19 protein-coding genes are annotated in these 18,931 nt (G+C 65.9%); 12 read left to right on the top strand and 7 right to left on the bottom strand.

The genetic code is table 11. The annotated features are described in order from the left end of the window. Positions 1–21: 21 nt before the first annotated feature. The 6 genes from kdsA to L1Z78_RS07685 all read left to right on the top strand — a co-directional run bounded on the left by kdsA (position 22) and on the right by L1Z78_RS07685 (position 4,463). Positions 22–879, top strand: coding sequence for a 3-deoxy-8-phosphooctulonate synthase (gene kdsA, locus L1Z78_RS07710; RefSeq protein WP_234640945.1), 858 nt, complete (start codon positions 22–24; stop codon positions 877–879). 3 nt (positions 880–882) lie between these two features. Then, positions 883–1,173 carry a DUF1330 domain-containing protein gene (locus L1Z78_RS07705; protein ID WP_234640944.1) on the top strand — a complete coding sequence of 97 codons (291 nt, stop codon included), beginning with the start codon at positions 883–885 and terminating at the stop codon, positions 1,171–1,173. Positions 1,174–1,407: 234 nt separating this feature from the next. Beyond that, positions 1,408–2,694: a phosphopyruvate hydratase gene (gene eno / locus L1Z78_RS07700; protein ID WP_234640943.1), complete on the top strand. Its 1,287-nt coding sequence runs from the start codon at positions 1,408–1,410 to the stop codon at positions 2,692–2,694. A 65-nt stretch (positions 2,695–2,759) separates the two neighbouring features. Next, on the top strand, positions 2,760–3,038 hold the full coding sequence (gene ftsB / locus L1Z78_RS07695; protein WP_012206908.1) for a cell division protein FtsB: 279 nt from the start codon (positions 2,760–2,762) through the stop codon (positions 3,036–3,038). Between the two features lie 176 nt (positions 3,039–3,214). Beyond that, positions 3,215–3,937, top strand: a complete 723-nt coding sequence (locus tag L1Z78_RS07690; protein ID WP_234640942.1) for a hypothetical protein — start codon at positions 3,215–3,217, stop codon at positions 3,935–3,937. A gap of 118 nt (positions 3,938–4,055) precedes the next feature. Continuing rightward, positions 4,056–4,463, top strand: coding sequence for a hypothetical protein (locus L1Z78_RS07685; RefSeq protein ID WP_234640941.1), 408 nt, complete (start codon positions 4,056–4,058; stop codon positions 4,461–4,463). 15 nt (positions 4,464–4,478) lie between these two features. Here L1Z78_RS07685 and L1Z78_RS07680 read toward each other — a convergent pair whose 3' ends face one another. After that, positions 4,479–5,471 (bottom strand): Hsp33 family molecular chaperone HslO, encoded by a 993-nt coding sequence (locus L1Z78_RS07680; protein WP_234640940.1) that lies wholly within the window; start codon positions 5,469–5,471, stop codon positions 4,479–4,481. A gap of 34 nt (positions 5,472–5,505) precedes the next feature. Beyond that, positions 5,506–6,030, bottom strand: a complete 525-nt coding sequence (locus L1Z78_RS07675) for a gamma carbonic anhydrase family protein (RefSeq protein WP_234640939.1) — start codon at positions 6,028–6,030, stop codon at positions 5,506–5,508. A gap of 54 nt (positions 6,031–6,084) precedes the next feature. Here L1Z78_RS07675 and L1Z78_RS07670 point away from each other — a divergent pair, with 54 nt between their 5' ends. The 3 genes from L1Z78_RS07670 to L1Z78_RS07660 all read left to right on the top strand — a co-directional run bounded on the left by L1Z78_RS07670 (position 6,085) and on the right by L1Z78_RS07660 (position 9,688). Further along, the gene (locus tag L1Z78_RS07670; protein WP_234640938.1) at positions 6,085–6,891 is read left to right on the top strand and encodes a ferritin-like domain-containing protein; all 807 of its coding nucleotides are present in this window, start codon (positions 6,085–6,087) and stop codon (positions 6,889–6,891) included. Between the two features lie 175 nt (positions 6,892–7,066). Beyond that, entirely contained in the window at positions 7,067–8,344 is a 1,278-nt protein-coding gene (locus L1Z78_RS07665) for an EAL and HDOD domain-containing protein (RefSeq protein WP_234640937.1), read from the top strand. A 57-nt stretch (positions 8,345–8,401) separates the two neighbouring features. Next, entirely contained in the window at positions 8,402–9,688 is a 1,287-nt protein-coding gene (locus tag L1Z78_RS07660; protein WP_234640936.1) for an EAL and HDOD domain-containing protein, read from the top strand. A gap of 83 nt (positions 9,689–9,771) precedes the next feature. On the opposite strand, the gene L1Z78_RS07655 is transcribed toward L1Z78_RS07660, so the two are convergent. The 3 genes from L1Z78_RS07655 to L1Z78_RS07645 all read right to left on the bottom strand — a co-directional run bounded on the left by L1Z78_RS07655 (position 9,772) and on the right by L1Z78_RS07645 (position 12,911). Then, complete coding sequence (locus L1Z78_RS07655; protein ID WP_234640935.1) at positions 9,772–10,770, bottom strand: Bug family tripartite tricarboxylate transporter substrate binding protein; 999 nt, start codon at positions 10,768–10,770, stop codon at positions 9,772–9,774. Positions 10,771–10,901: 131 nt separating this feature from the next. Further along, positions 10,902–11,873 (bottom strand): site-specific tyrosine recombinase XerD, encoded by a 972-nt coding sequence (gene xerD, locus L1Z78_RS07650; protein ID WP_234640934.1) that lies wholly within the window; start codon positions 11,871–11,873, stop codon positions 10,902–10,904. A 75-nt stretch (positions 11,874–11,948) separates the two neighbouring features. Then, the gene (locus L1Z78_RS07645) at positions 11,949–12,911 is read right to left on the bottom strand and encodes a tripartite tricarboxylate transporter substrate binding protein BugE (protein ID WP_234640933.1); all 963 of its coding nucleotides are present in this window, start codon (positions 12,909–12,911) and stop codon (positions 11,949–11,951) included. 325 nt (positions 12,912–13,236) lie between these two features. On the opposite strand from L1Z78_RS07645, the gene L1Z78_RS07640 reads away from it, so the two are divergent. Beyond that, positions 13,237–14,145, top strand: coding sequence for an AEC family transporter (locus tag L1Z78_RS07640; RefSeq protein ID WP_234640932.1), 909 nt, complete (start codon positions 13,237–13,239; stop codon positions 14,143–14,145). Between the two features lie 13 nt (positions 14,146–14,158). Here L1Z78_RS07640 and L1Z78_RS07635 read toward each other — a convergent pair whose 3' ends face one another. Next, the gene (locus tag L1Z78_RS07635) at positions 14,159–15,052 is read right to left on the bottom strand and encodes a LysR family transcriptional regulator (protein WP_234640931.1); all 894 of its coding nucleotides are present in this window, start codon (positions 15,050–15,052) and stop codon (positions 14,159–14,161) included. A 235-nt stretch (positions 15,053–15,287) separates the two neighbouring features. On the opposite strand from L1Z78_RS07635, the gene L1Z78_RS07630 reads away from it, so the two are divergent. Together L1Z78_RS07630 and speB are read left to right on the top strand one after the other, a co-directional pair. Beyond that, positions 15,288–16,691 carry a sodium:solute symporter gene (locus L1Z78_RS07630; protein WP_234640930.1) on the top strand — a complete coding sequence of 468 codons (1,404 nt, stop codon included), beginning with the start codon at positions 15,288–15,290 and terminating at the stop codon, positions 16,689–16,691. After that, positions 16,688–17,743, top strand: a complete 1,056-nt coding sequence (gene speB, locus L1Z78_RS07625; RefSeq protein ID WP_234640929.1) for an agmatinase — start codon at positions 16,688–16,690, stop codon at positions 17,741–17,743. Before L1Z78_RS07630 ends, speB begins: the two co-directional genes overlap by 4 nt. On the opposite strand, the gene L1Z78_RS07620 is transcribed toward speB, so the two are convergent. Beyond that, the gene (locus L1Z78_RS07620) at positions 17,740–18,756 is read right to left on the bottom strand and encodes a helix-turn-helix transcriptional regulator (RefSeq protein WP_234640928.1); all 1,017 of its coding nucleotides are present in this window, start codon (positions 18,754–18,756) and stop codon (positions 17,740–17,742) included. The genes speB and L1Z78_RS07620 overlap by 4 nt on opposite strands. Positions 18,757–18,931 lie beyond the last annotated feature (175 nt).

Below are 18,931 nucleotides of genomic sequence, written 5' to 3'. Positions count from 1 at the left end.
ATTTCCCAAGGAATCCCCACCATGAAACTCTGCGGCTTCGATGTCGGCCTCGACCGACGCTTCTTTCTCATTGCAGGCCCCTGCGTCGTCGAGTCCGAGCAACTGCAGATGGACGTGGCGGGGCAACTCAAGGAAATCACGGCGGCCCTGGGCATTCCCTTCATCTTCAAGAGCAGCTACGACAAGGCCAACCGCAGCTCGGGCGCGAGCTTTCGCGGCCCGGGCATGGACAAGGGCCTGGAGATCCTCGCCAAGGTGAAGAAGGAACTGCAGGTGCCCATCCTCACCGATGTGCACACCGAGTCCGAGATCCCGGCCGTGGCCCAGGTGGTCGATGTGCTGCAGACACCGGCCTTCCTGTGCCGCCAGACCGACTTCATCCGTGCCGTGGCCCAGTCGGGCCGGCCGGTGAACATCAAGAAGGGCCAGTTCCTCGCACCGCATGACATGAAGAACGTCATCGACAAGGCCCGCGCCGCCGCCCGGGAGGCCGGCCTGCCCGAGGACAGCTTCATGGCCTGCGAACGCGGCGCCAGCTTCGGCTACAACAACCTGGTCTCCGACATGCGCAGCCTGTCCATCATGCGCGAGACCGGCGCCCCCGTGGTGTTCGACGCCACGCACAGCGTGCAGCTGCCCGGCGGCAACGGCACCAGCAGCGGCGGCATGCGCGAGATGGTGCCCGTGCTCTCGCGCGCAGCCGTGGCCGTGGGCGTGGCCGGCCTGTTCATGGAAACCCATCCCAACCCGCCCTGCGCGCTCAGCGACGGCCCCAACGCCGTGCCGCTCAAGCACATGAAGGCCCTGCTCGAAACCCTGGTCGCGCTCGACGACGTGACCAAGCGAAACGGCTTCCTCGAAAACGACTTTGGAGTCTGACCCATGGCCAGCGGCTACATCATCGCTTCCGTTACCGTCACCCGCCCCGAGCAGTACGAGGAGTACCGCAAGTGGAGCACCGAGGCCATGCGCGTGCATGGCGCCGAGGTCTGCGTGCGCGGCGGCAAGGTCGAAGTGCTCGAGGGCGACTGGAACCCGGGCCGCACCGTGGTCCTCAAGTTCCCCAGCTTCGAGGCCGCCAAGGCCTTCCATGACACCCCCGAGTACCGCCGTGCACGCGAGGCCCGCGAAGGCGCGGCCATCATGCGCATGGTCTGCGTGGAAGGCGTCTGACGCCAGCACGGATCCGGGCGTCAAGAGTGCAGCGTATTCAAATCTATCCACCCAATTTGTGCACAATGGCCGCCGCCCGATCGCAGATACTGCGCCGCGGAGCACGGCAGTGCCCGCCAGCGCGGCGCCTCGCCATGCTGGCCCGAGCCGACACCGCTTGCCCGGCAAGCACCAGGGCGCAACCTCACCGGAAACCGCCTGCACACCGCTTTCAAAAACCGCAAAGGAAATGCCATGAGTGCAATCGTTGACATCGTAGGCCGCGAAGTGCTGGACAGCCGCGGCAACCCCACCGTCGAATGCGACGTGCTGCTGGAGTCGGGCGTGATGGGCCGCGCCGCCGTGCCCTCGGGCGCCTCGACCGGCTCGCGCGAAGCCATCGAGCTGCGCGACGGCGACAAGAGCCGCTACCTGGGCAAGGGCGTGCTCAAGGCCGTCGAGCACATCAACACCGAGATCTCCGAAGCCGTGCTGGGCCTGGATGCCTCCGAACAGGCTTTCCTGGACAAGACCCTGATCGACCTGGACGGTACCGACAACAAGGGCCGCCTGGGCGCCAACGCCATGCTGGCCGTCTCCATGGCCGTGGCCCGTGCCGCCGCCGAGGAAGCCGGCCTGCCGCTGTACCGCTACCTGGGCGGCATGGGCGGCATGCAGCTGCCCGTGCCGATGATGAACGTCATCAACGGTGGCGCGCACGCCAACAACAGCCTGGACCTGCAGGAATTCATGATCATCCCCGTGGGCGCGCCTTCGTTCCGCGAAGCCGTGCGCTGGGGCGCCGAAGTCTTCCACGCGCTCAAGAAGATCATCCACGACAAGGGCATGAGCACGGCCGTGGGCGACGAAGGCGGTTTCGCGCCTTCCGTGGAAAACCACGAAGCCGCCATCCAGCTGATCCTGCAGGCCATCGAGAACGCGGGCTACAAGGCCGGCGAACAGATCGCCCTGGGCCTGGACTGCGCTGCCAGCGAGTTCTACAAGGACGGCATGTACGTGCTGGCCGGTGAAGGCAACCTGACGCTGACCGCCACCCAGTGGACCGACATGCTGGCCGGCTGGTGCGACAAGTACCCCATCATCTCCATCGAGGACGGCATGGCCGAGGGCGACTGGGAGGGCTGGAAGATCCTGACCGACCGCCTGGCCGCCAAGGTCCAGCTGGTGGGCGACGACCTGTTCGTCACCAACACCAAGATCCTGAAGGAAGGCATCGACAAGAAGATCGCCAACTCCATCCTGATCAAGATCAACCAGATCGGCACCCTGACCGAGACTTTCGCCGCCATCGAAATGGCCAAGCGCGCCGGCTACACGGCCGTGATCTCGCACCGCTCGGGCGAAACCGAGGACTCGACGATCGCCGACATCTCGGTGGGCACCAATGCCGGCCAGATCAAGACCGGCTCGCTGAGCCGCTCGGACCGCATCGCCAAGTACAACCAGCTGCTGCGCATCGAGGAAGACCTGGGCGACATCGCCCACTACCCTGGCCGCGAGGCGTTCTACAACCTGCGCTGAAAAAGCGTTAGGCTTGCAAGCCATCTGGCCGGCAAGCCTTTTTCCTTTCAGCCACGCCCGCTCCCATGGTCAATCGCGTCGTACCTCTCGTCCTGCTCGCCCTGCTCGCTGCCGTGCATGCACAGCTGTGGCTGGGCCATGGCAGCGTGGCCTATGTCAAGGAACTGCAGCAGCAGATCCATGACCAGAATGTGGCCAACGCACTGGAGAAGGCCGAGAACGACCGGCTGGCCTCCGAGGTCAACGACCTCAAGGACGGCCTGGCCATGGTCGAGGAAAAGGCCCGCAGCGAACTGGGCATGGTCAAGCCCAATGAGATCTTCGTGCAGATCGTGCGGCGCTGAACCCGCCGTGCGTTGCAACGATGTTCGGGGCCGGCTTCACGCCGGCCCTTTGTTTTTGAGATGACGCATTGGAGTACCTTGTCTCCGCACTATTGGAACGTCCGGATGGACTCTTATCAACATGGGTTATGTGGTTACACTGCACTCAGCATCCACCCCATCAATAAGGAAAATCCATGACATCGACTCAAACCATTGCCACCGCATCCATTACACTGGGAATATCCTTGCTGCTCACCGCCTGTGGTGGCGGAGATAAAATGACGCAGACTGCAGAGCACTGCTTTGATGACAAAAAATACCAGAGTGGCAATAGTTTTTTGCAGGAGGACCATTCACCAGCCTTCAATCGCAACTATTCCATCACCTATAACAACTACAACTCCCAAAGCTTCAACGGCCACGACAACTTGATCATGCACACGAGGGTCAGCCGGGAAATTCTGCCGAGCGGCCAGATGTCCACCAGCCATGTGGAGACGGAGACCTATCTCGCCCCAGTCTCGCCACTTGTCTATGCGGAATACGGCTCCAATATCACCTCATTCTCCGGCAGCATGCCAAGGCTCCAGCAATATACCTATTCTCCGCCCGTGATAGACCGGAGCGCGACGCTGGAGCCTGGTCAAACCCAGCGCCTTGAAGTCACAGGCACCTTGCGGATGTTGCCTCCTGGCACCATTGCGCCCCACACACTCACCAGAAACTCCAGCTACCTGGAGGATGCCACCCTGACCATTGGCAACCGCACCGTCACAGCCTGCAAATTCAAGACTGGCAGCGGCAGCAGCACAGGCTATGAGTGGATATACAAAGGCTTTACCATTCAAAGCAGCGGCGATGGCACAAACATCGACATGGTGACCACCAAACTCACACGCAACGGCCAAGACTACTAGCCGCTTGCACACAGCAGGCCATGGCCTTGGAAAAGAATCCGGAATCCACTTGTCGCCCCCCTCCCCCTCTCAACCCTGCATTGCCCTGGTCGGAGCAGTGCCCTTGCAGGCCCACTCCATGGCAGAGGCACTGCACCAGGCCTGGCAGCAATATGGAAGAAAATCCGAATGGAAATGCCTCACACCTGGGCAAGGACAACCCTTGCCCAGAGACACGGCCATCTATCTATTGGGGCGGGATTGGCGCTGCACCGATCTGGACGCTGCGGCGCAACATCATCACTGGCGAGAACGGCTGCATGCCGAAGCCCGGGACTATGTGGTGCTCCATGGAGACACGGCACGGCAATGGCAACAGTTGACACAATCACTGCGGTCGCTGGCGCCTGCTGCGGACTGGTCCTGGCTCCCCCAGGAGCCTGTTGTTCGCCAGGCCGCCCGGCTGCGCCCCTTCGGCTGCGAGCAATGCAGCGACCCCGACTGCGAGCGGCGGCTGTTCGACGCGCTGCGCAGCGGGAAAGACTGACGCCGGCAGGGCGCTCTACTGCACGTTCGTGGAGGTGGGCGGCTGCTTGCCGGCCTCGGTGAACAGCTGGGCTGCGTCGATGGGATCGAACTCGTACTGCTGGCCACAGAAATCGCAGCCGACCTCGATGCTGCCGCGCTCCTCCAGGATGCTTTCGACCTCGTCCGAGCCCAGCGAAACCAGCATGGAGGCCACGCGCTCGCGGCTGCAGGTGCAGGCAAAGCGCGGGTGCTCCTCGTCGGGCTGGGGCACGAAGCGCATCAGCTTCTCTTCCCAGAACAGGCGCCGCAGGATGGTCTCCACGTCCAGCGTGAGCAACTCGTCGCGTGTCAGGCTGGCGGCCAGCGTCGCGATGCGGTTGTAGTCCTCGTTCAGGCCGATGGCGTCCTGGCCCGATTGCTCGCTTTCGGTGGCGGCGGCCAGGTTGGCCTCGCCCTTGACCGGCATGCGCTGGATCAGCAGGCCCGCGGCCACCTGATCGTCGGCGGCCAGCACCAGCACGGTGTCCAGCTGCTCGGATTGCAGCATGTAGTGCTGCAGCGCATCCGACACCTTGGCGAAGCGCCGGCCCTGCGCGTCCTGCAGAGGGACCACGCCCTGGTAGGGCTGCTGGCCCGGCTGGCGGCCCTTGGGGTCCAGCGTGATGACGCAGCGGCCGCCGCCTTGCACATTGAGCAACTGCTCCAGCGTGGCACCATCGGCGGCCTCGCCCACCAGCGTGGCCGTGGCGCGCAGGCCCAGGTCCGACTGCACCTCGGCCACGGCCAGCTTGACAGGGCCGTCACCCATGACCTGGAAGACCAGGGCCCCGTTGAACTTGATGTTGGACTGCATCAGCACGCCGGCGGCCACCATCTCCCCGAGCAGCTCACGCACGGCGGCCGGATAGGCACCGGTCTCGGCATTGCCGGCGCGCCGCTGCAGGATCTCCTGCCAGGCATCGGTGAGACGGACGATGGCGCCGCGCACGGGCTGGCCTTCGAAGATAAATTTGTGCAGTTCAGACACGCTGATGGTTTCCGTAAAAAATGCCGGGCCTTGTTCAGCCCAGCTTGCGCAAGCCGGTCTTGAAGCGGCGCGCATTGTCGACATAGTGTTGGGCGCTGCGGCGCAGCCCCTCGATCTGCTCGGGCGTCAGCTGGCGCACGGCCTTGGCCGGGCTGCCGATGATCATCGAGCCGTCGGGAAATTCCTTGCCCTCGGTGACCAGGGCGCCGGCGCCGACCAGGCAGTTCCTGCCGATGCGTGCGCCGTTGAGTACCACGGCACCGATCCCGATCAGCGATTCGTCGCCGATGGTGCAGCCGTGCAGCATGACCTGATGGCCTACCGTCACATGGCGCCCCACGACCAGCGGCTTGCCCAGGTCGGCGTGCAGCACGCTGGCATCCTGGATGTTGCTGCCCTCGCCGATGGAGATGCTCTCGCAGTCGCCGCGCACCACGGCGCCGAACCAGATGCTGGCGTCCTCGGCCAGCCGCACATTACCCATCACCTCGGCGCTGTCGGCCACCCAGGCCGACGCCGCCACTTCAGGGGCCACTCCATCCAGTTCGTAAATCGCCATGGGGTTTTGTCTCCGTCAATCATTGGTTATGGCAGGAAACCTAGAATTGTAGGGATGGAGTTACGCTACCGCGCCCTTGAGGTCTTGTGCCTCCCGGATCCCGAGGAAAAGGCTGCCGCCACGCTGGACATGTATGCACGGCAGGCTCTTTATTCAATAGCAGCGCAGGCACCGGCCCTGCCCTGCCCCGCACCAGACCTGCCGGGCCGCCCGCAGCGGCCCGAGCTGCGCCACCACACTGCCGTGGCCCGGCGCTCGCCGGCCACGCCCGAAGGCCGCGCCGTGCTGATCCACGCCATCGCCCACATCGAGTTCAACGCCATCAACCTGGCGCTGGACGCGGTCTGGCGCTTCGATGGCATGCCCGAGCAGTACTACCGCGACTGGCTGCTGGTGGCTGCCGAGGAAGCCCGGCACTTCCGCCTGCTGCGCACGCACCTGCGCGAGCACCTGGGCCATGACTACGGCGACTTCCCGGCCCACCAGGGCCTCTGGACCATGTGCGAGAAAACCGCCCATGACGTGGTGGCGCGCATGGCCCTGGTGCCACGCACGCTGGAGGCGCGCGGCCTGGACGCCACCCCCCAGATCCAGCACAAGCTGCGCAACACCGGCGCGCCGGACGCGCTGGCGGCCGTGGATATCCTGGACATCATCCTGCGCGAGGAAGTGGGCCACGTGGCCATAGGCAACCACTGGTACCGCTGGCTGTGCGAACGCGAAGGACTGGAGCCCGAGTCCCACTACCTGCTGCTGACGCAGCGCTACGAGGCGCCGCGCCTGAAGCCGCCCTTCAACGAACGGGCCCGGCGCGCCGCGGGCTTCAGCGATACCGAGCTGGCTTGGCTCCAGCAGGTCTGACCATCGGAGAGGCCGACCGACGGAGCACGGCGTCTCATACAAAGGTTTACAAACTAGGACGAGTCCGAGTTTGTAATCAGACTTTTCCCAGCCGACACTGCCAATCAGCCTATTTATTCAGAACATTCCTACAATCAGAACTGCTTTCCCCCGTGTCCCCTCGACCCTGCACTCCATGACCGAACTGCCAGTCCATCCCTTGAACGATGTCCCCGTGTCCGCCCCTGGTCCCACGGACCGTGGAATGATTGCACGCCAGGCCATCGTCAACGGAATGCAGCAGATCATCGGCTATGAGCTGTTCAATCGCTCGCGCGCCTATCCGGACCACACGGCGGCCTCGGACGTCTCCCTGGTATTCACCGCCCTCTCCCATGCGGGCGAGGAAGATCTGGTCGGCACCAAATTGATGTTCGTCAATTGCACGCATGAGAGCCTGGCCGGAGGGCACCTGGAATTGCTCAATCCCGACAAGGTGGTGCTGGAGATCCCCCCGCTGGGCCTGGCTGCCCAGCAGGAGGTGCAGGCCCGCCTGCCCATTCTCAGCAACCTGCGTGCACGCGGCTTTCACCTGGCCTTCAACCACACGGTGCTGGAGTCTGCCTATGCGGCCTGGCTGCCGCTGGCCGACTACATCAAGTTCGACCTGTCGGTGCTGGCCCCGGACCAGCTGGCCGTGCTGGTCAATTTCGCGGGCCGCCATACACGCGCCGAACTGATCGCGGAAAAGGTGGAGAGCGCCCAGCAGCACGAACAGGTGGGGCGTCTGGGCATACAGCTGTTCCAGGGCTTCTGGTTCGCGCGACCCACGGTGGTGCGCACCAAGCTGCTGACGCCCACGCAGCAAAGCATCGTCCAGCTGCTGAACCTGGTGCGCCAGCAGGCCAGCACGGACGCCATCGAGGACGTGCTCAAGAAGGATGCGGGCCTGGCGTTCAACCTGATGCGCCTGATCAACTCGGTGGGCTTCGGCGTGCAGCGCGAGATCACCTCGTTCCGCCAGGCCGTGATGCTCATGGGCCTCAAGAAGCTGTTTCGCTGGGCAGCCATGCTGTTGACGGCATCCCGCAATGGCGGTCCGCCGCCGTCCATCGGCCAGACCGCCGTGATCCGGGGACGGTTGATGGAGCTGCTGGCCCAGGAATCGCTGACCGAGGAGGACGCGGACCAGGCCTTCGTCGTCGGCATCTTCTCCCTGCTGGGCAGCATGCTGGAGCTGCCCCAGGAAGTGGCCATGGGCCTGATTCCCGTGCCGGACGCCGTGTCCGCCGCCGTGCTGCGCCACGAAGGCGTGCTGGGAGAGCTGCTGATCCTGGCCCAGGCCTGCGAAGCCAGCGACGACGAAGCCTTCCACCGCAGCGCCGGCGCCCTGCGCCTGAGCAGCCAGCAGATCAACTGGGCCCATCTGCAGGCCCTGGCCTGGACCGACCAGTTGGTGGACCACTCGCTCTAGTCCTGGCATGACCCTGAATACAGCGCAGCCACCCCCTTCCTTCCATTTCGCATCTCCATGACTACCAACGACAACTCCTCCGCTCCGCCGCCCCCCCTGCCAGAAGGGGTGGAAGACGGGCAGGTGGCCGTCATTGCGCGCCAGGCCATCGTCAACGAAGCGCGCGATGTCTTCGGCTACGAGCTTTTCGACCGCTCCACGGCCCAGCACGCGCACACGGCGGCCTCCGATGCGGCGCTGCTGTTCAATGCGCTGTCGTATGCGGGCGCCGAAGCGCTGGTGGGCAAGAAGACCGTCTTCATCAACTGCACGCATGACAGCCTGGCCGGCGGCCATCTGGAACTGATCCACCCGGACAAGGTGGTGCTGGAAGTGCCCACGCTGGGCGAAAGCGCCACGGCCGCCGATATCGAGGAGCGCCTGCCCACGTTCCAGGCGCTGCGCCAGCGCGGCTTTCGCCTGGCCTTCAACCAGCACCTGCTGCGCCGAGCCTATGCCAGCTGGCTGCCTGCGGCCTCGTTCATCAAGCTGGACATGCAGACCTTCGCGCTGACGGACGCGGAGACGCTGGTGAAGTTCGCCCGCGCCCACACCAATGCCCAGATCGTGGCCGAGAAGGTCGAGACGGCCGAGCAGTTCGAGCGCATGCGCGACCTCGGCGTGCGGCTGTTCCAGGGCTTCTGGTTCGCCCAGCCGCAGCTGGTCCAGGCCCGCACCATACGCCCCACCCAGGCAACCATCATCCAACTGATCAACCTGGTGCGCCAGCAGGCCGGCACGGACGAGATCGAGGCCTTGCTCAAGAAGGATCCCACGCTGTCCTTCAACCTGCTGCGCTTCATCAACTCCTCGGGCTTCGGCCTGTCCTGCGAGATCACCTCGTTCCGCCACGCGGTGATGATCCTCGGACTCAAGAAGCTGTTCCGCTGGGCCGCGCTGCTGCTGACCACCTCGCGCGCGGGCGGCACGCCCCCGGCCGTGGGGCAGACCGCCGTGGTGCGCGGACGCCTGATGGAGCTGCTGACGGCCGAGCTGCTGCCGCCCGAGGAATGCGACAACGCCTTTGTCGTGGGCGTGTTCTCGCTGCTGGACGTGATGCTGGGCCAGCCCATGGAAAAGGCGCTGGAATCCATCGCCCTGCCCCAGCCCGTGATCGACGCGCTGGTGCACAACAAGGGGGTGTTCGCCCCCTTCCTGGAACTGACGCGTGCCTGCGAGAGCGGCGATGACGAAGGCTTTGCGCGCGCCGCCAATGCCTTGCAGCTGTCCAACCACCAGGTCAACTGGGCACACCTGCAGGCCCTGGCCTGGGCGGACAACCTCACGGCCGACGAACCCGCCTGAGCGCGGTGGATGCCTGCAAAAAAGGGCTTGCGGCCATGAAGGCCGCAAGCCCTTTTCACTTGCGCGGCATGTCCTGGGCGCGATCAGTTCAGCTGGATGCCCGCCGCCTGGATGATGCGCGCATTGGCCTGGGACTCGGCCTCGATCTGGCGGGCGAAGTCCTCGGCCTTGCCCCCCATGGCCACGTTATCGGTGGCCTCCAGCTTGGCGCGCATGTCGGGCTGGGACAGCACCTGGTTGATCTCGGCATTGAGCCTCTGGAGCACGGGCGCGGGCGTGCCGGCGGGCGCGAAGATGCCGAACACCGAAGTCATGTTGGCGCTCTTGTAGCCCAGTTCGGCCAGCGTGGGCACGCCGGGCAGCGAATCCAGGCGCCTGGGAGCGCCCACGGCCAGGGCCTTGAACTTGCCGGCCTTGATGTGCTGAAGGACGGCCGGGCCGGCATTGGTGGAAAGGATTTCGAACTGTGCGCTCAGGCCGTCGTTGAGCTGCTGGCCGCCGCCCTTGTAGGGAATGTGCGTGATCTTCGCCTGCGAGGCATGCATGATCTGCTCCAGCATGATGTGGCCCAGCGATGCCAGCCCGGCCGTGGCCCAGCGCACCTCGCCGGGATGGGCCTTGGCCTGGGCGACCAGGGCCTTGAAGTCCGGCGCCGTGGAACGCGCCGTACCCAGCAGCAGCACGGGCGAATACATCACGCTGCTCACGGGCGCAAGATCGCGCTGCGGATCGAACAGGGGCTTGCCCAGGTGCGGGCTCAGCGTCAGCGGGCTGATCGAGGAAAAGCCCAGCGTATAGCCATCGGGCGCGGCCTTGGCCACCAGGTCCAGGCCGATGGCGCCACCGGCACCCGCCTTGTTGTCCACCACCACGGGCTGGCCCAGGCGGGCAGCGAGCTTCTCGCCCAGGGCGCGCGCCACCACATCGCTGACGCCACCGGCCGGATAGGAAACCACCACGCGGATCGGCCGGGCGGGCCAGGCGGCATCGGCAGCCGCCGCCGACAGCGGCAAGGCAGCAGCGGCCAGGGACGCGGCCAGCATGGAGGTCACCAGCACATGCCGGCGCAGGAAATCGGTCATCACAAACTCCGCAGAAACACATCGAACACGGCGGCGATTGTTCTACAAAGCGCAAATCCCCAAGGCGGGGTTCGCCACTTCGACGAACTCAATGCGCTGAAAAATCAATCCGTCGAAATCATCCAATCAAATCAACCACGGGGATGATGCAAAGCGTGCAATGCCTTGAGCCGCTCGCGCGCCACATGGGTATAGATGGTGGTCGTGGAGATGTCCGCATGGCCCAGCAGCATCTGCACCACGCGCAGGTCCGCGCCATGGTTGAGCAGATGGGTGGCGAAGGCGTGGCGCAACGTGTGCGGCGACAGCGGCGCCGTGACGCCCGCGATCTGTGCGCAGCGCTTGACGATGACCCAGAACATCACGCGGCTCATCGCCGCCCCGCGCTGCGTGACGAAGACCGCATCGCTGCGCTGGCCACCCAGGATGGCAGAGCGCGCGGTGGCCAGGTAGCGCTCCAGCCACCATTGCGCCTCCTGGCCGAAGGGCACCAGCCTCTCCTTTTGCCCTTTGCCGGTCACGCGCAGCACGCCCGCGCGCAGATCGATGCCGTGCAGCGGCAGACCGACCAGCTCGCTCACGCGCAGGCCGCTGGCATACATCAGCTCCAGCATCGCGCGGTCGCGCAGCCCCAGCGGCGTATCGATGTCGGGAGCCTTGAGCAAGGCCTCGACCTGGTCCTGGGTCAAGGTGTGCGGCACGCGCGCAGGCTGCCGGGCCGCCAGCATGCGCACCGTGGGATCGGCCGCGATGCGCTGCTCGCGCAGCGCCCAGTGGTAGTAGCGGCGCAGCACCGTCAACCGCCGGTTCGACGAACTGGCCTTGGTCTGGTCCACCCGCACCGCGAAATACCCCTGCAACTCCACCTCGCCCGCCTCATCCAGCGCCATCGGTGGCTGCTGGTGCGCCAGCCACCGCCCCCAGGCCGTCATATCACGGCGATAGGCTGCCAGCGTATTGCGCGACAGCCCGTCCTCCAGCAGCAGCGCATCCATGAACAGATCCAGCGCATCCAGGCTGGCCGGCAGCAGCGCCGGCCAGGACGCAGGATCGGCTTCGGCAATGGTTTGGGACACGGTGGAAACTGCAGGCACTGGGGACATCCCGCCAAGCCTACAACGAAAAAACCCGAGGTCCGCAAGCACCTCGGGTTCTGAGCCGGCCACTCGAAGCGGTACTTACTCCAGCGTCAATTTCTGCTGAGCCACCACCTTCTTGTAGGTCTCGTATTCGTCCTTGATCTGCTTGGCGAATTCCTCAGGCGAGTTGCCCACGACCAGGGAGCCCGTGTCCTCGATGCGCTTGCGCACGGCCGGATCCTGCAGCACCTTGCGCACGGCGGCGTTGAGCTTGTCCACGACATCCTTGGGCATGTTCTTGGGGCCCAGGATGCCGTAGTAGGCCATGCGGTTCACAGGCTCCAGGCCCACCTCCTTGAAGGTGGGCACATTGGGCAGCACGGCCAGGCGCTGGGGAGCGGCCACCACGATGGGCACCAGGCGGTTGTCCTTGATGAAGGGCAGGGCCGAGGGCAGGTTGTCCAGCACCATGGGCACCTGGCCCGCGACCACGTCGTTCAGGGCCGGGCCCGCGCCGCGGTAGGGGATATGGGTCACGAAGGTGTTCGTCAGGCTCTTGTACAGCTCCATCAGCATGTGCTGGATGCCGCCCGTGCCGGACGAGGCATAGGAGTACTTGCCCTGGGATTTCTTGAGCTCGGCCTCGAAGCTCTTGTAGTCCTTGGCGGGGAACTTGGGATTCACCGCGATCACGTTGGGCGTGGCCGCCACGTTGATGATGGGCGTGAAGTCGGTCAGCGTGTTGTACGAGATCTTGGGATTGATGGCGGGGTTGGTCGCCGTGGTCGAGACCGTGGCGATGCCCAGGCTGTAGCCATCGGGCTGCGAGCGCGCGGTTTCCATGGCGCCGATGACGCCGCCGCCACCGCCGCGGTTGTCCACCACCACGGGCTGGCCCAGTTCCTTGGTCAGGGGTTCGGCGATCACGCGGGCGATGATGTCGGTCGTGCCACCGGGGGCGAAGGGCACCACCAGCTTGATCGGCTTGGTGGGATAGGCCTGCGCCAGGGCACCAGTGCTTGCGAGGACCAGGGTCAGGCCCATCCAGCTGCGACGATTCATACAAGATCTCCTTTTGGGGGTCGTGTCGGGAAAAAGGTTTCATGGACATCCGCAAGGCGACGCCTGCGGACGGATGGCCTGCGCAATCGCAAGCGCAGGCACCGCCACGGAACAGCCATGGTGGGGCTTTATGCCCTCGGCGCGCTTGACGGTCATCAGGACCTGCGCTGTCGCATCGGCTGTGTGGACCCAGCGATGCTAAGGCCCGGTACCTGCGCGACACACTTTGTCGCAGCGCTGATTTCCCAGTGTTTACCCCTATTCCATCCCGTCCACTCGCCTGACGAACCGGGCGATCGAGGGTATGCGCTTATGCTTTGCCACCGTGAACTACGCCCAGCTGCTCTTTCCCGACTTCTCCCTCATCGTGCTCGGCTATGTGCTGTGCCGTTTCACACAGCTCAACCGCACGGTCTGGCAGGCGGTGGAAGCCCTGGTGTACTACCTTTTGTTCCCGGTGTTGCTGTTCCACTCCATCGTCAAGAGCCCGGTGGACTGGGGTGCCACCTCCCACCTGCTGGCGGCGGGCGTGAGCGCGGCCCTGGTCGGCATCGCCCTGGCCTACAGCCTGCCCTGGTGGCCCGGCCTGCGCGGGCGCATCGATGCACGCGAACATGCGGGCGCCGTGCAGGTGGCCTTTCGCTTCAACTCCTTCATCGGCCTGGCCCTGGCCAGCCGCCTGGCGGGACCCGAGGGCCTGCTGTTCATCTCGGTGTTGATCGGCGTGAGCGTTCCACTGTGCAACATCGCGGCCGTCTGGCCCATGGCGCGTGGCAGCAACCAGCATTTCCTGGGCCAGCTGGTACGCAACCCGCTGATCGTGGCCACGCTGTCGGGCCTGGTATTCAGCGCGCTGGGACTGAAGCTGCCGGCGCTGATCGAGCCATCGGTCTCGCGCATCGGCGCGGCCTCCATCGCGCTGGGCCTGATGTCGGCCGGCGCCGGGATGCAGTTCGGTGCGCTGGCCGCGGGCAAGCGGCTGGCCGTGGCCCTGCTGGCCGTGCGGCACCTGGTACAGCCACTGATCGCCTACGCCATGGTCCGCGCCTTCGGCCTGACAGGCGCCCAGGCGCTGATCCTCATGGCCTTCTCGGCCCTGCCCACGGCATCGTCGTGCTACGTGCTGGCCGCGCGCATGGGCTACAACGGCTCGTACGTGGCGGGCCTGGTCACGCTGTCCACGCTGCTGGGCGTGGCGAGCCTGCCCTTTGCACTGAGTCTGCTGTCATCGTGATGCACCAGGGCCCCTACAGCACGGCACGCATGTCGTCCACGAAAGCGGCGGTGATCTCGTCCAGCCGTGTGTGCTTTCTCGCCACCATGGTGATGTCCACGTCATAGCTGAAGGTGGACGCATCCAGCGCATGGAGCAGGCCGGCGGCCACATAGGGCGCCGCATGGTGCTCGGGCAGATAGCCCAGGTGGGCGCCTGACAGGATGAGGATGGCGGCGGCCTCCATGTTGTCGGCCTCCGAGGTGACATGGCGCGGGCGCCCCGTCAGTGGCGCCTGTGGCAGCGGATAGGTGCGCCAGGTCCAGTCGGCCTCGGCGGCCTCCTGCACACCGATGCGGCCCGCGCGCGCGGCGAACGGATGGGCCGCGCTGCAATAGGCCACCTGCCGCTCTCGAAACAGCACCGTGTACTCCAGCATGGGCGAGCGGTGCAGGAAATAGCCCACCGCCACCTGGAGTTCGTCGCGCAGCAGCATCTCCTCGAGTTCGCGCGGCCCGCGCACCAGCAGAGACAGGCGCACGGCCTCGTCGCGCCGGCGAAATCGCTCGATGGCCCGGCCCATCAGCGTGTGGTACTCCATGGGTGCATTGCCGATCAGGCCGATGGCCAGGCTGCCCACCAGCTGGCGGTGCATGTTGCGCGCCTGGGCGCTGAAGCCCTCCAGCCCCAGCAGGGCCGCCCTGGCCATGTCGGCAAAGCGCCGGCCCTTGGCCGTCAGGCGAAAGCCGCCGCGCCCGCGCTCGCACAGGCCGAAGCCCAGGCGGGTCTCCAGCGTGGCGAGCTGGCTGCTGAGGGTGGACTGTCCCACGCCCAGTGCCGCCTGGGCAGCCGATACCCCACCGGCATCGACGATGGCCAGAAAGACGCGCAGCAGCCGCAGATCCAGATCGGAAACGGTGTGAAGCATGGGGTTTCCACTCAATAAACATCGATATGAATCGATGTTTGTAGATGGAACTTGAAATGGATGCAATCAGGCCATCTGCCTAGCATTCATGGGAGTTGCACCCCTGGACCCAGCGGTGCACGTGGCCGGATGGCGGCGCGAACGGTCTCCATCCACTGCATTCACTTCAATGAATACCGCTGATTCGGGTGGCGCCAGCAAGCGCGGCCCGGCAAAGAACACAGGGAGACAGACCATGATCCTCGACATCTCGGTGGTGCTGATCTATGCGGCAGCCATGCTGTTGCTGGGCTGGTACGGCATGCGCCGTGCCAGGACGCAGGAGGATTTCCTCGTCGCGGGCCGCGACCTGGGGCCCGGGCTGTACATGGGCACCATGGCCGCCACCGTGATCGGCGGGGCCAGCACGGTGGGCACGGTGCGCCTGGGCTATGTGTACGGCATCTCGGGGCTGTGGTTGTGCGCGGCGCTGGGGGCGGGTCTGCTGGTGCTGAACCTGTTCCTGGCCAGGCCGCTTTTGAGGTTGCGCATCTTCACCGTGACCCAGGTGCTGCAACGGCGCTACAGCGCGCGCACCCAGCAGGCCAGCGCCCTGGTGATGCTGGCCTACGCGCTGATGCTGGCCGCCACCTCGGTGATCGCCATCGGCACCGTGTTGCAGGTGATGTTCGATCTGCCGCTGTGGGTATCGATCGCCCTGGGCGGCGGCATCGTGGTCGTCTATTCGGCCGTGGGCGGCATGTGGTCGCTGACGCTGACGGACATCGTGCAGTTCGTGATCAAGACCGTGGGCCTGATGCTGGTCCTGCTGCCCATCTGCCTGTACCGGGTCGGCGGCTGGGACCAGCTGGTGGCACGGCTGCCGGCCTCCAGCTTCGACGTCACGCACATCGGCTGGGACACCATTGCCACCTACTTCGTCATCTACTTCTTCGGCATCATGATCGGCCAGGATGTCTGGCAGCGCGTGTTCACGGCGCGCAGCGAGCGGGTGGCCGCAGTGGCGGGCAGCCTGGCGGGCCTGTACTGCGTGGCCTATGGATTGGTGGGCGCCCTGGTGGGCATGGCGGCGCGGGTGCTGCTGCCGGACCTGGACAACGCCAACAATGCCTTTGCCGCCATCGTGCAGGCCAGCCTGCCCGACGGCATCCGCGGACTGGTCATCGCCGCGGCGCTGGCGGCCATGATGTCCACGGCCAGCGCCGCCATGCTCGCCGGCTCCACCGTGCTGGCCGAAGACCTGGTGCCCCTGCTGCGGCGCGGCCGCCCGCTGACGGACGTGCGCTGGCACCGCCTGCTGACCCTGCTGGTGGGCGTCGCCGTGCTGGGCATCGCCCTCGTGGTGGACGACGTGCTCGATGCCCTGACCACGGCCTACAACCTGCTCGTGGGCGGCATGCTGGTGCCGCTGATCGGTGCCATCTACTGGCGCCGGGCCACCACGGCCGGTGCCATCGCCAGCATGTTGCTGGGCTGCGCAACGGCCATCGCCTTCATGCTCAGGGACGGGCTGGCGGCCAACACCCCCATCTATGCCAGCCTGGCCGCGAGCGCGGCCAGCTTTCTTCTCATCAGCCTGGCGCAGCGCGCCCCCCGGCGTGGCCTGTCCGGCACCATCCCCGAAACGGAGACCCCATGACCTCATTCGACGCAGGCAGGCTGGAGACGCTGCGCGCGCGCTTCGGCGGCGCCAACGAAGCCGTGATCCACGATCCGCATTTCCGTGCCGTGGCCGCGAACATCATCGATGCCAGCGGCACGCGCAGCGCGCCCTACGCGGGCGTTCCCACGCTGCTGGATGCACCCATGCGCCAGATCGACTGGAGCCGCCCGGACTTCGGCGACCTCCAGGCCGCGCTGATCGGCGTGCCCATGGACCTGGGCATCAGCAACCGCAGCGGCTGTCGCTTCGGTCCGCGCGCGCTGCGCGCCATCGAGCGCGTGGGGCCCTACAACCATGTGCTCCGGTGCACTCCCACACGCGAGCTGCGGGTGGCCGACATCGGCGACGTACCCCTGTCCAGCCGCTACAGCCTGGAGCAGTCCCACAGGGACATCGAGGCGGCTTTCACCAAGATCAAGGCCGCGGGCGTGATCCCCCTGGCCGCGGGCGGCGATCATTCCATCACCCTGCCCATACTGCGCGCGTTGGGCCGCGACCGGCCGCTGGCCCTGGTGCACTTCGATGCGCACTGCGACACGGGCGGCCCCTTCGATGGCAGCCGCTTCCACCATGGCGGCCCCTTCCGCCAGGCCGTGCTCGACGGGGTGCTGGATCCCACACGGACCATACAGATAGGCATACGTGGCGCGGCCGGCTATCTCTGGGAGTTCTCCCATGCCTCGGGCATGACCGTGATCCACGCCGAGGAGATTGCCGGCCTGGGCGTGGACGGCGTCATCGCCCGCGCGCGGCAAGTGGTGGGCGATGCCCCGGTCTATGTCTCCTTCGACATCGACTGCCTGGACCCGGCCTTCGCTCCGGGCACCGGCACGCCGGAGATCGGCGGTGTGACGGCACGCGAGGCCCAGGCCATGCTGCGGGGCCTGGCAGGGCTGCCTGTCGTTGGCGGAGATCTTGTCGAGGTGTCTCCCGCCTATGACGCCACCACCAACACCGCCCACGCGGGCGCCCAGATGATGTTCGAGATCCTGAGCCTGATCTGCGTGCACCGGCAGGCGCGGGCCTAGACCCTCTGGGCGTATGCCGCCGGCAACGATGCGCCTTGCGGGCCTCGCAGCAAGCCTGTGGGCGTGCTGCCGAAGCGCTCGCTGAAGCGGCGGGAGAAATGGGCCGGCGAGCTGAATCCGCAGCGCTGCGAGACCTCCTTGATGCTCGGCTTCCCGGGTCCCGCGCCACGCAGCAGGGAATGCGCCCGCTCCAGCCGATAGGCCATGAGCTCGGCACTGAGACTGGTACCTTCGCGGGCCAGCTGGGACTGCAGCGTGCGCACGGAAATGCCCAGCCGCTTGGCGATGCGCCGTGGATCCAGCGCCGGATCCGGGTACTGGCGCGCGATCAGCTGGCGCACCCGCCTGAGCAGTATGTGCATGGGCACGCGGGGCTGGGCATGCATGGCCTCGGAGCCGGCCTGCAACACGGCCCTCAGTGTGCCGATGATGAGATCCGACAGCATGCAGGCCTCTGCCTCCGGCAGTTGTGATGGCCAGGCGTCGAGCAACTGCATCTGCTGGATGAACAGTCGCAGCGAAGCACAGTCGGGGACAGGGCTTGCGAGCAGATGCTGCGGCACATGGCCACCGGTGTCGATCAGGGCCAGTGGTACCGCCAGCGCCAGCAGCTCCACAGGCCCTTTCTGCCAGATCCTGTAGCCCTGCTGCTCATCGAGCATGACCAGTTGGCCCGGTGCCACCCGCAGCCCGTCCCGTGTGGTCCCCGTGCTGCCAGGGCCGGCCGGCACGAACACCTGGGCCTGGCCCTTCAGGTACAGCAAGGCCAGCAGGCAGGGCGCACCGGTGCTCGCCGTGTCCGAATGCAGGCTCTCCATGCCATGGTCCATGTCCGTCTGGATGCGGTTGAGCACCAGTGCATCGACGCCGCGCGAGGTCAGCACGGCCTCGAAGTGCTCGGGCCTGGCGATGAGCGGCCTCAATGGCATCTGGGCATCGTAGGTGGCATCGCACCAGAACTGCTCACGCAGATGGTGTGCGATATGTATCGTGGACCAGCGGTTGTACGTCATACACTCCTCGCCCGGCGCGCAGCGCGCGGCATTTGCCTGTACGGACTGCCGGATGCACCGCTCGCCGCCGCCCTGGGTTCGCCAGGCAAGGCAGGGACGGGATGCCGGATGGCAGCTTGATCCCCGGATTCTCGGGATTGCAGTCCTATTCGGACATGAGAAGATTCTGATAATT

The organism is Delftia tsuruhatensis (assembly GCF_903815225.1).
Taxonomy (GTDB): domain Bacteria; phylum Pseudomonadota; class Gammaproteobacteria; order Burkholderiales; family Burkholderiaceae_C; genus Comamonas; species Comamonas tsuruhatensis_A.
This window is presented reverse-complemented; position numbering and strand designations above follow the sequence as displayed.

Coding starts and splice junctions, on each gene's coding strand:
- kdsA (WP_234640945.1), top strand. CDS start 22: ATGAAACTCTGCGGCTTCGATGTCGGCCTCGACCGACGCTTCTTTCTC.
- L1Z78_RS07705 (WP_234640944.1), top strand. CDS start 883: ATGGCCAGCGGCTACATCATCGCTTCCGTTACCGTCACCCGCCCCGAG.
- eno (WP_234640943.1), top strand. CDS start 1,408: ATGAGTGCAATCGTTGACATCGTAGGCCGCGAAGTGCTGGACAGCCGC.
- ftsB (WP_012206908.1), top strand. CDS start 2,760: ATGGTCAATCGCGTCGTACCTCTCGTCCTGCTCGCCCTGCTCGCTGCC.
- L1Z78_RS07690 (WP_234640942.1), top strand. CDS start 3,215: ATGACATCGACTCAAACCATTGCCACCGCATCCATTACACTGGGAATA.
- L1Z78_RS07685 (WP_234640941.1), top strand. CDS start 4,056: ATGGCAGAGGCACTGCACCAGGCCTGGCAGCAATATGGAAGAAAATCC.
- L1Z78_RS07675 (WP_234640939.1), bottom strand. CDS start 6,030: ATGGCGATTTACGAACTGGATGGAGTGGCCCCTGAAGTGGCGGCGTCG.
- L1Z78_RS07670 (WP_234640938.1), top strand. CDS start 6,085: ATGGAGTTACGCTACCGCGCCCTTGAGGTCTTGTGCCTCCCGGATCCC.
- L1Z78_RS07665 (WP_234640937.1), top strand. CDS start 7,067: ATGACCGAACTGCCAGTCCATCCCTTGAACGATGTCCCCGTGTCCGCC.
- L1Z78_RS07660 (WP_234640936.1), top strand. CDS start 8,402: ATGACTACCAACGACAACTCCTCCGCTCCGCCGCCCCCCCTGCCAGAA.
- L1Z78_RS07655 (WP_234640935.1), bottom strand. CDS start 10,770: ATGACCGATTTCCTGCGCCGGCATGTGCTGGTGACCTCCATGCTGGCC.
- xerD (WP_234640934.1), bottom strand. CDS start 11,873: ATGTCCCCAGTGCCTGCAGTTTCCACCGTGTCCCAAACCATTGCCGAA.
- L1Z78_RS07645 (WP_234640933.1), bottom strand. CDS start 12,911: ATGAATCGTCGCAGCTGGATGGGCCTGACCCTGGTCCTCGCAAGCACT.
- L1Z78_RS07635 (WP_234640931.1), bottom strand. CDS start 15,052: ATGCTTCACACCGTTTCCGATCTGGATCTGCGGCTGCTGCGCGTCTTT.
- L1Z78_RS07630 (WP_234640930.1), top strand. CDS start 15,288: ATGATCCTCGACATCTCGGTGGTGCTGATCTATGCGGCAGCCATGCTG.
- speB (WP_234640929.1), top strand. CDS start 16,688: ATGACCTCATTCGACGCAGGCAGGCTGGAGACGCTGCGCGCGCGCTTC.
- L1Z78_RS07620 (WP_234640928.1), bottom strand. CDS start 18,756: ATGACGTACAACCGCTGGTCCACGATACATATCGCACACCATCTGCGT.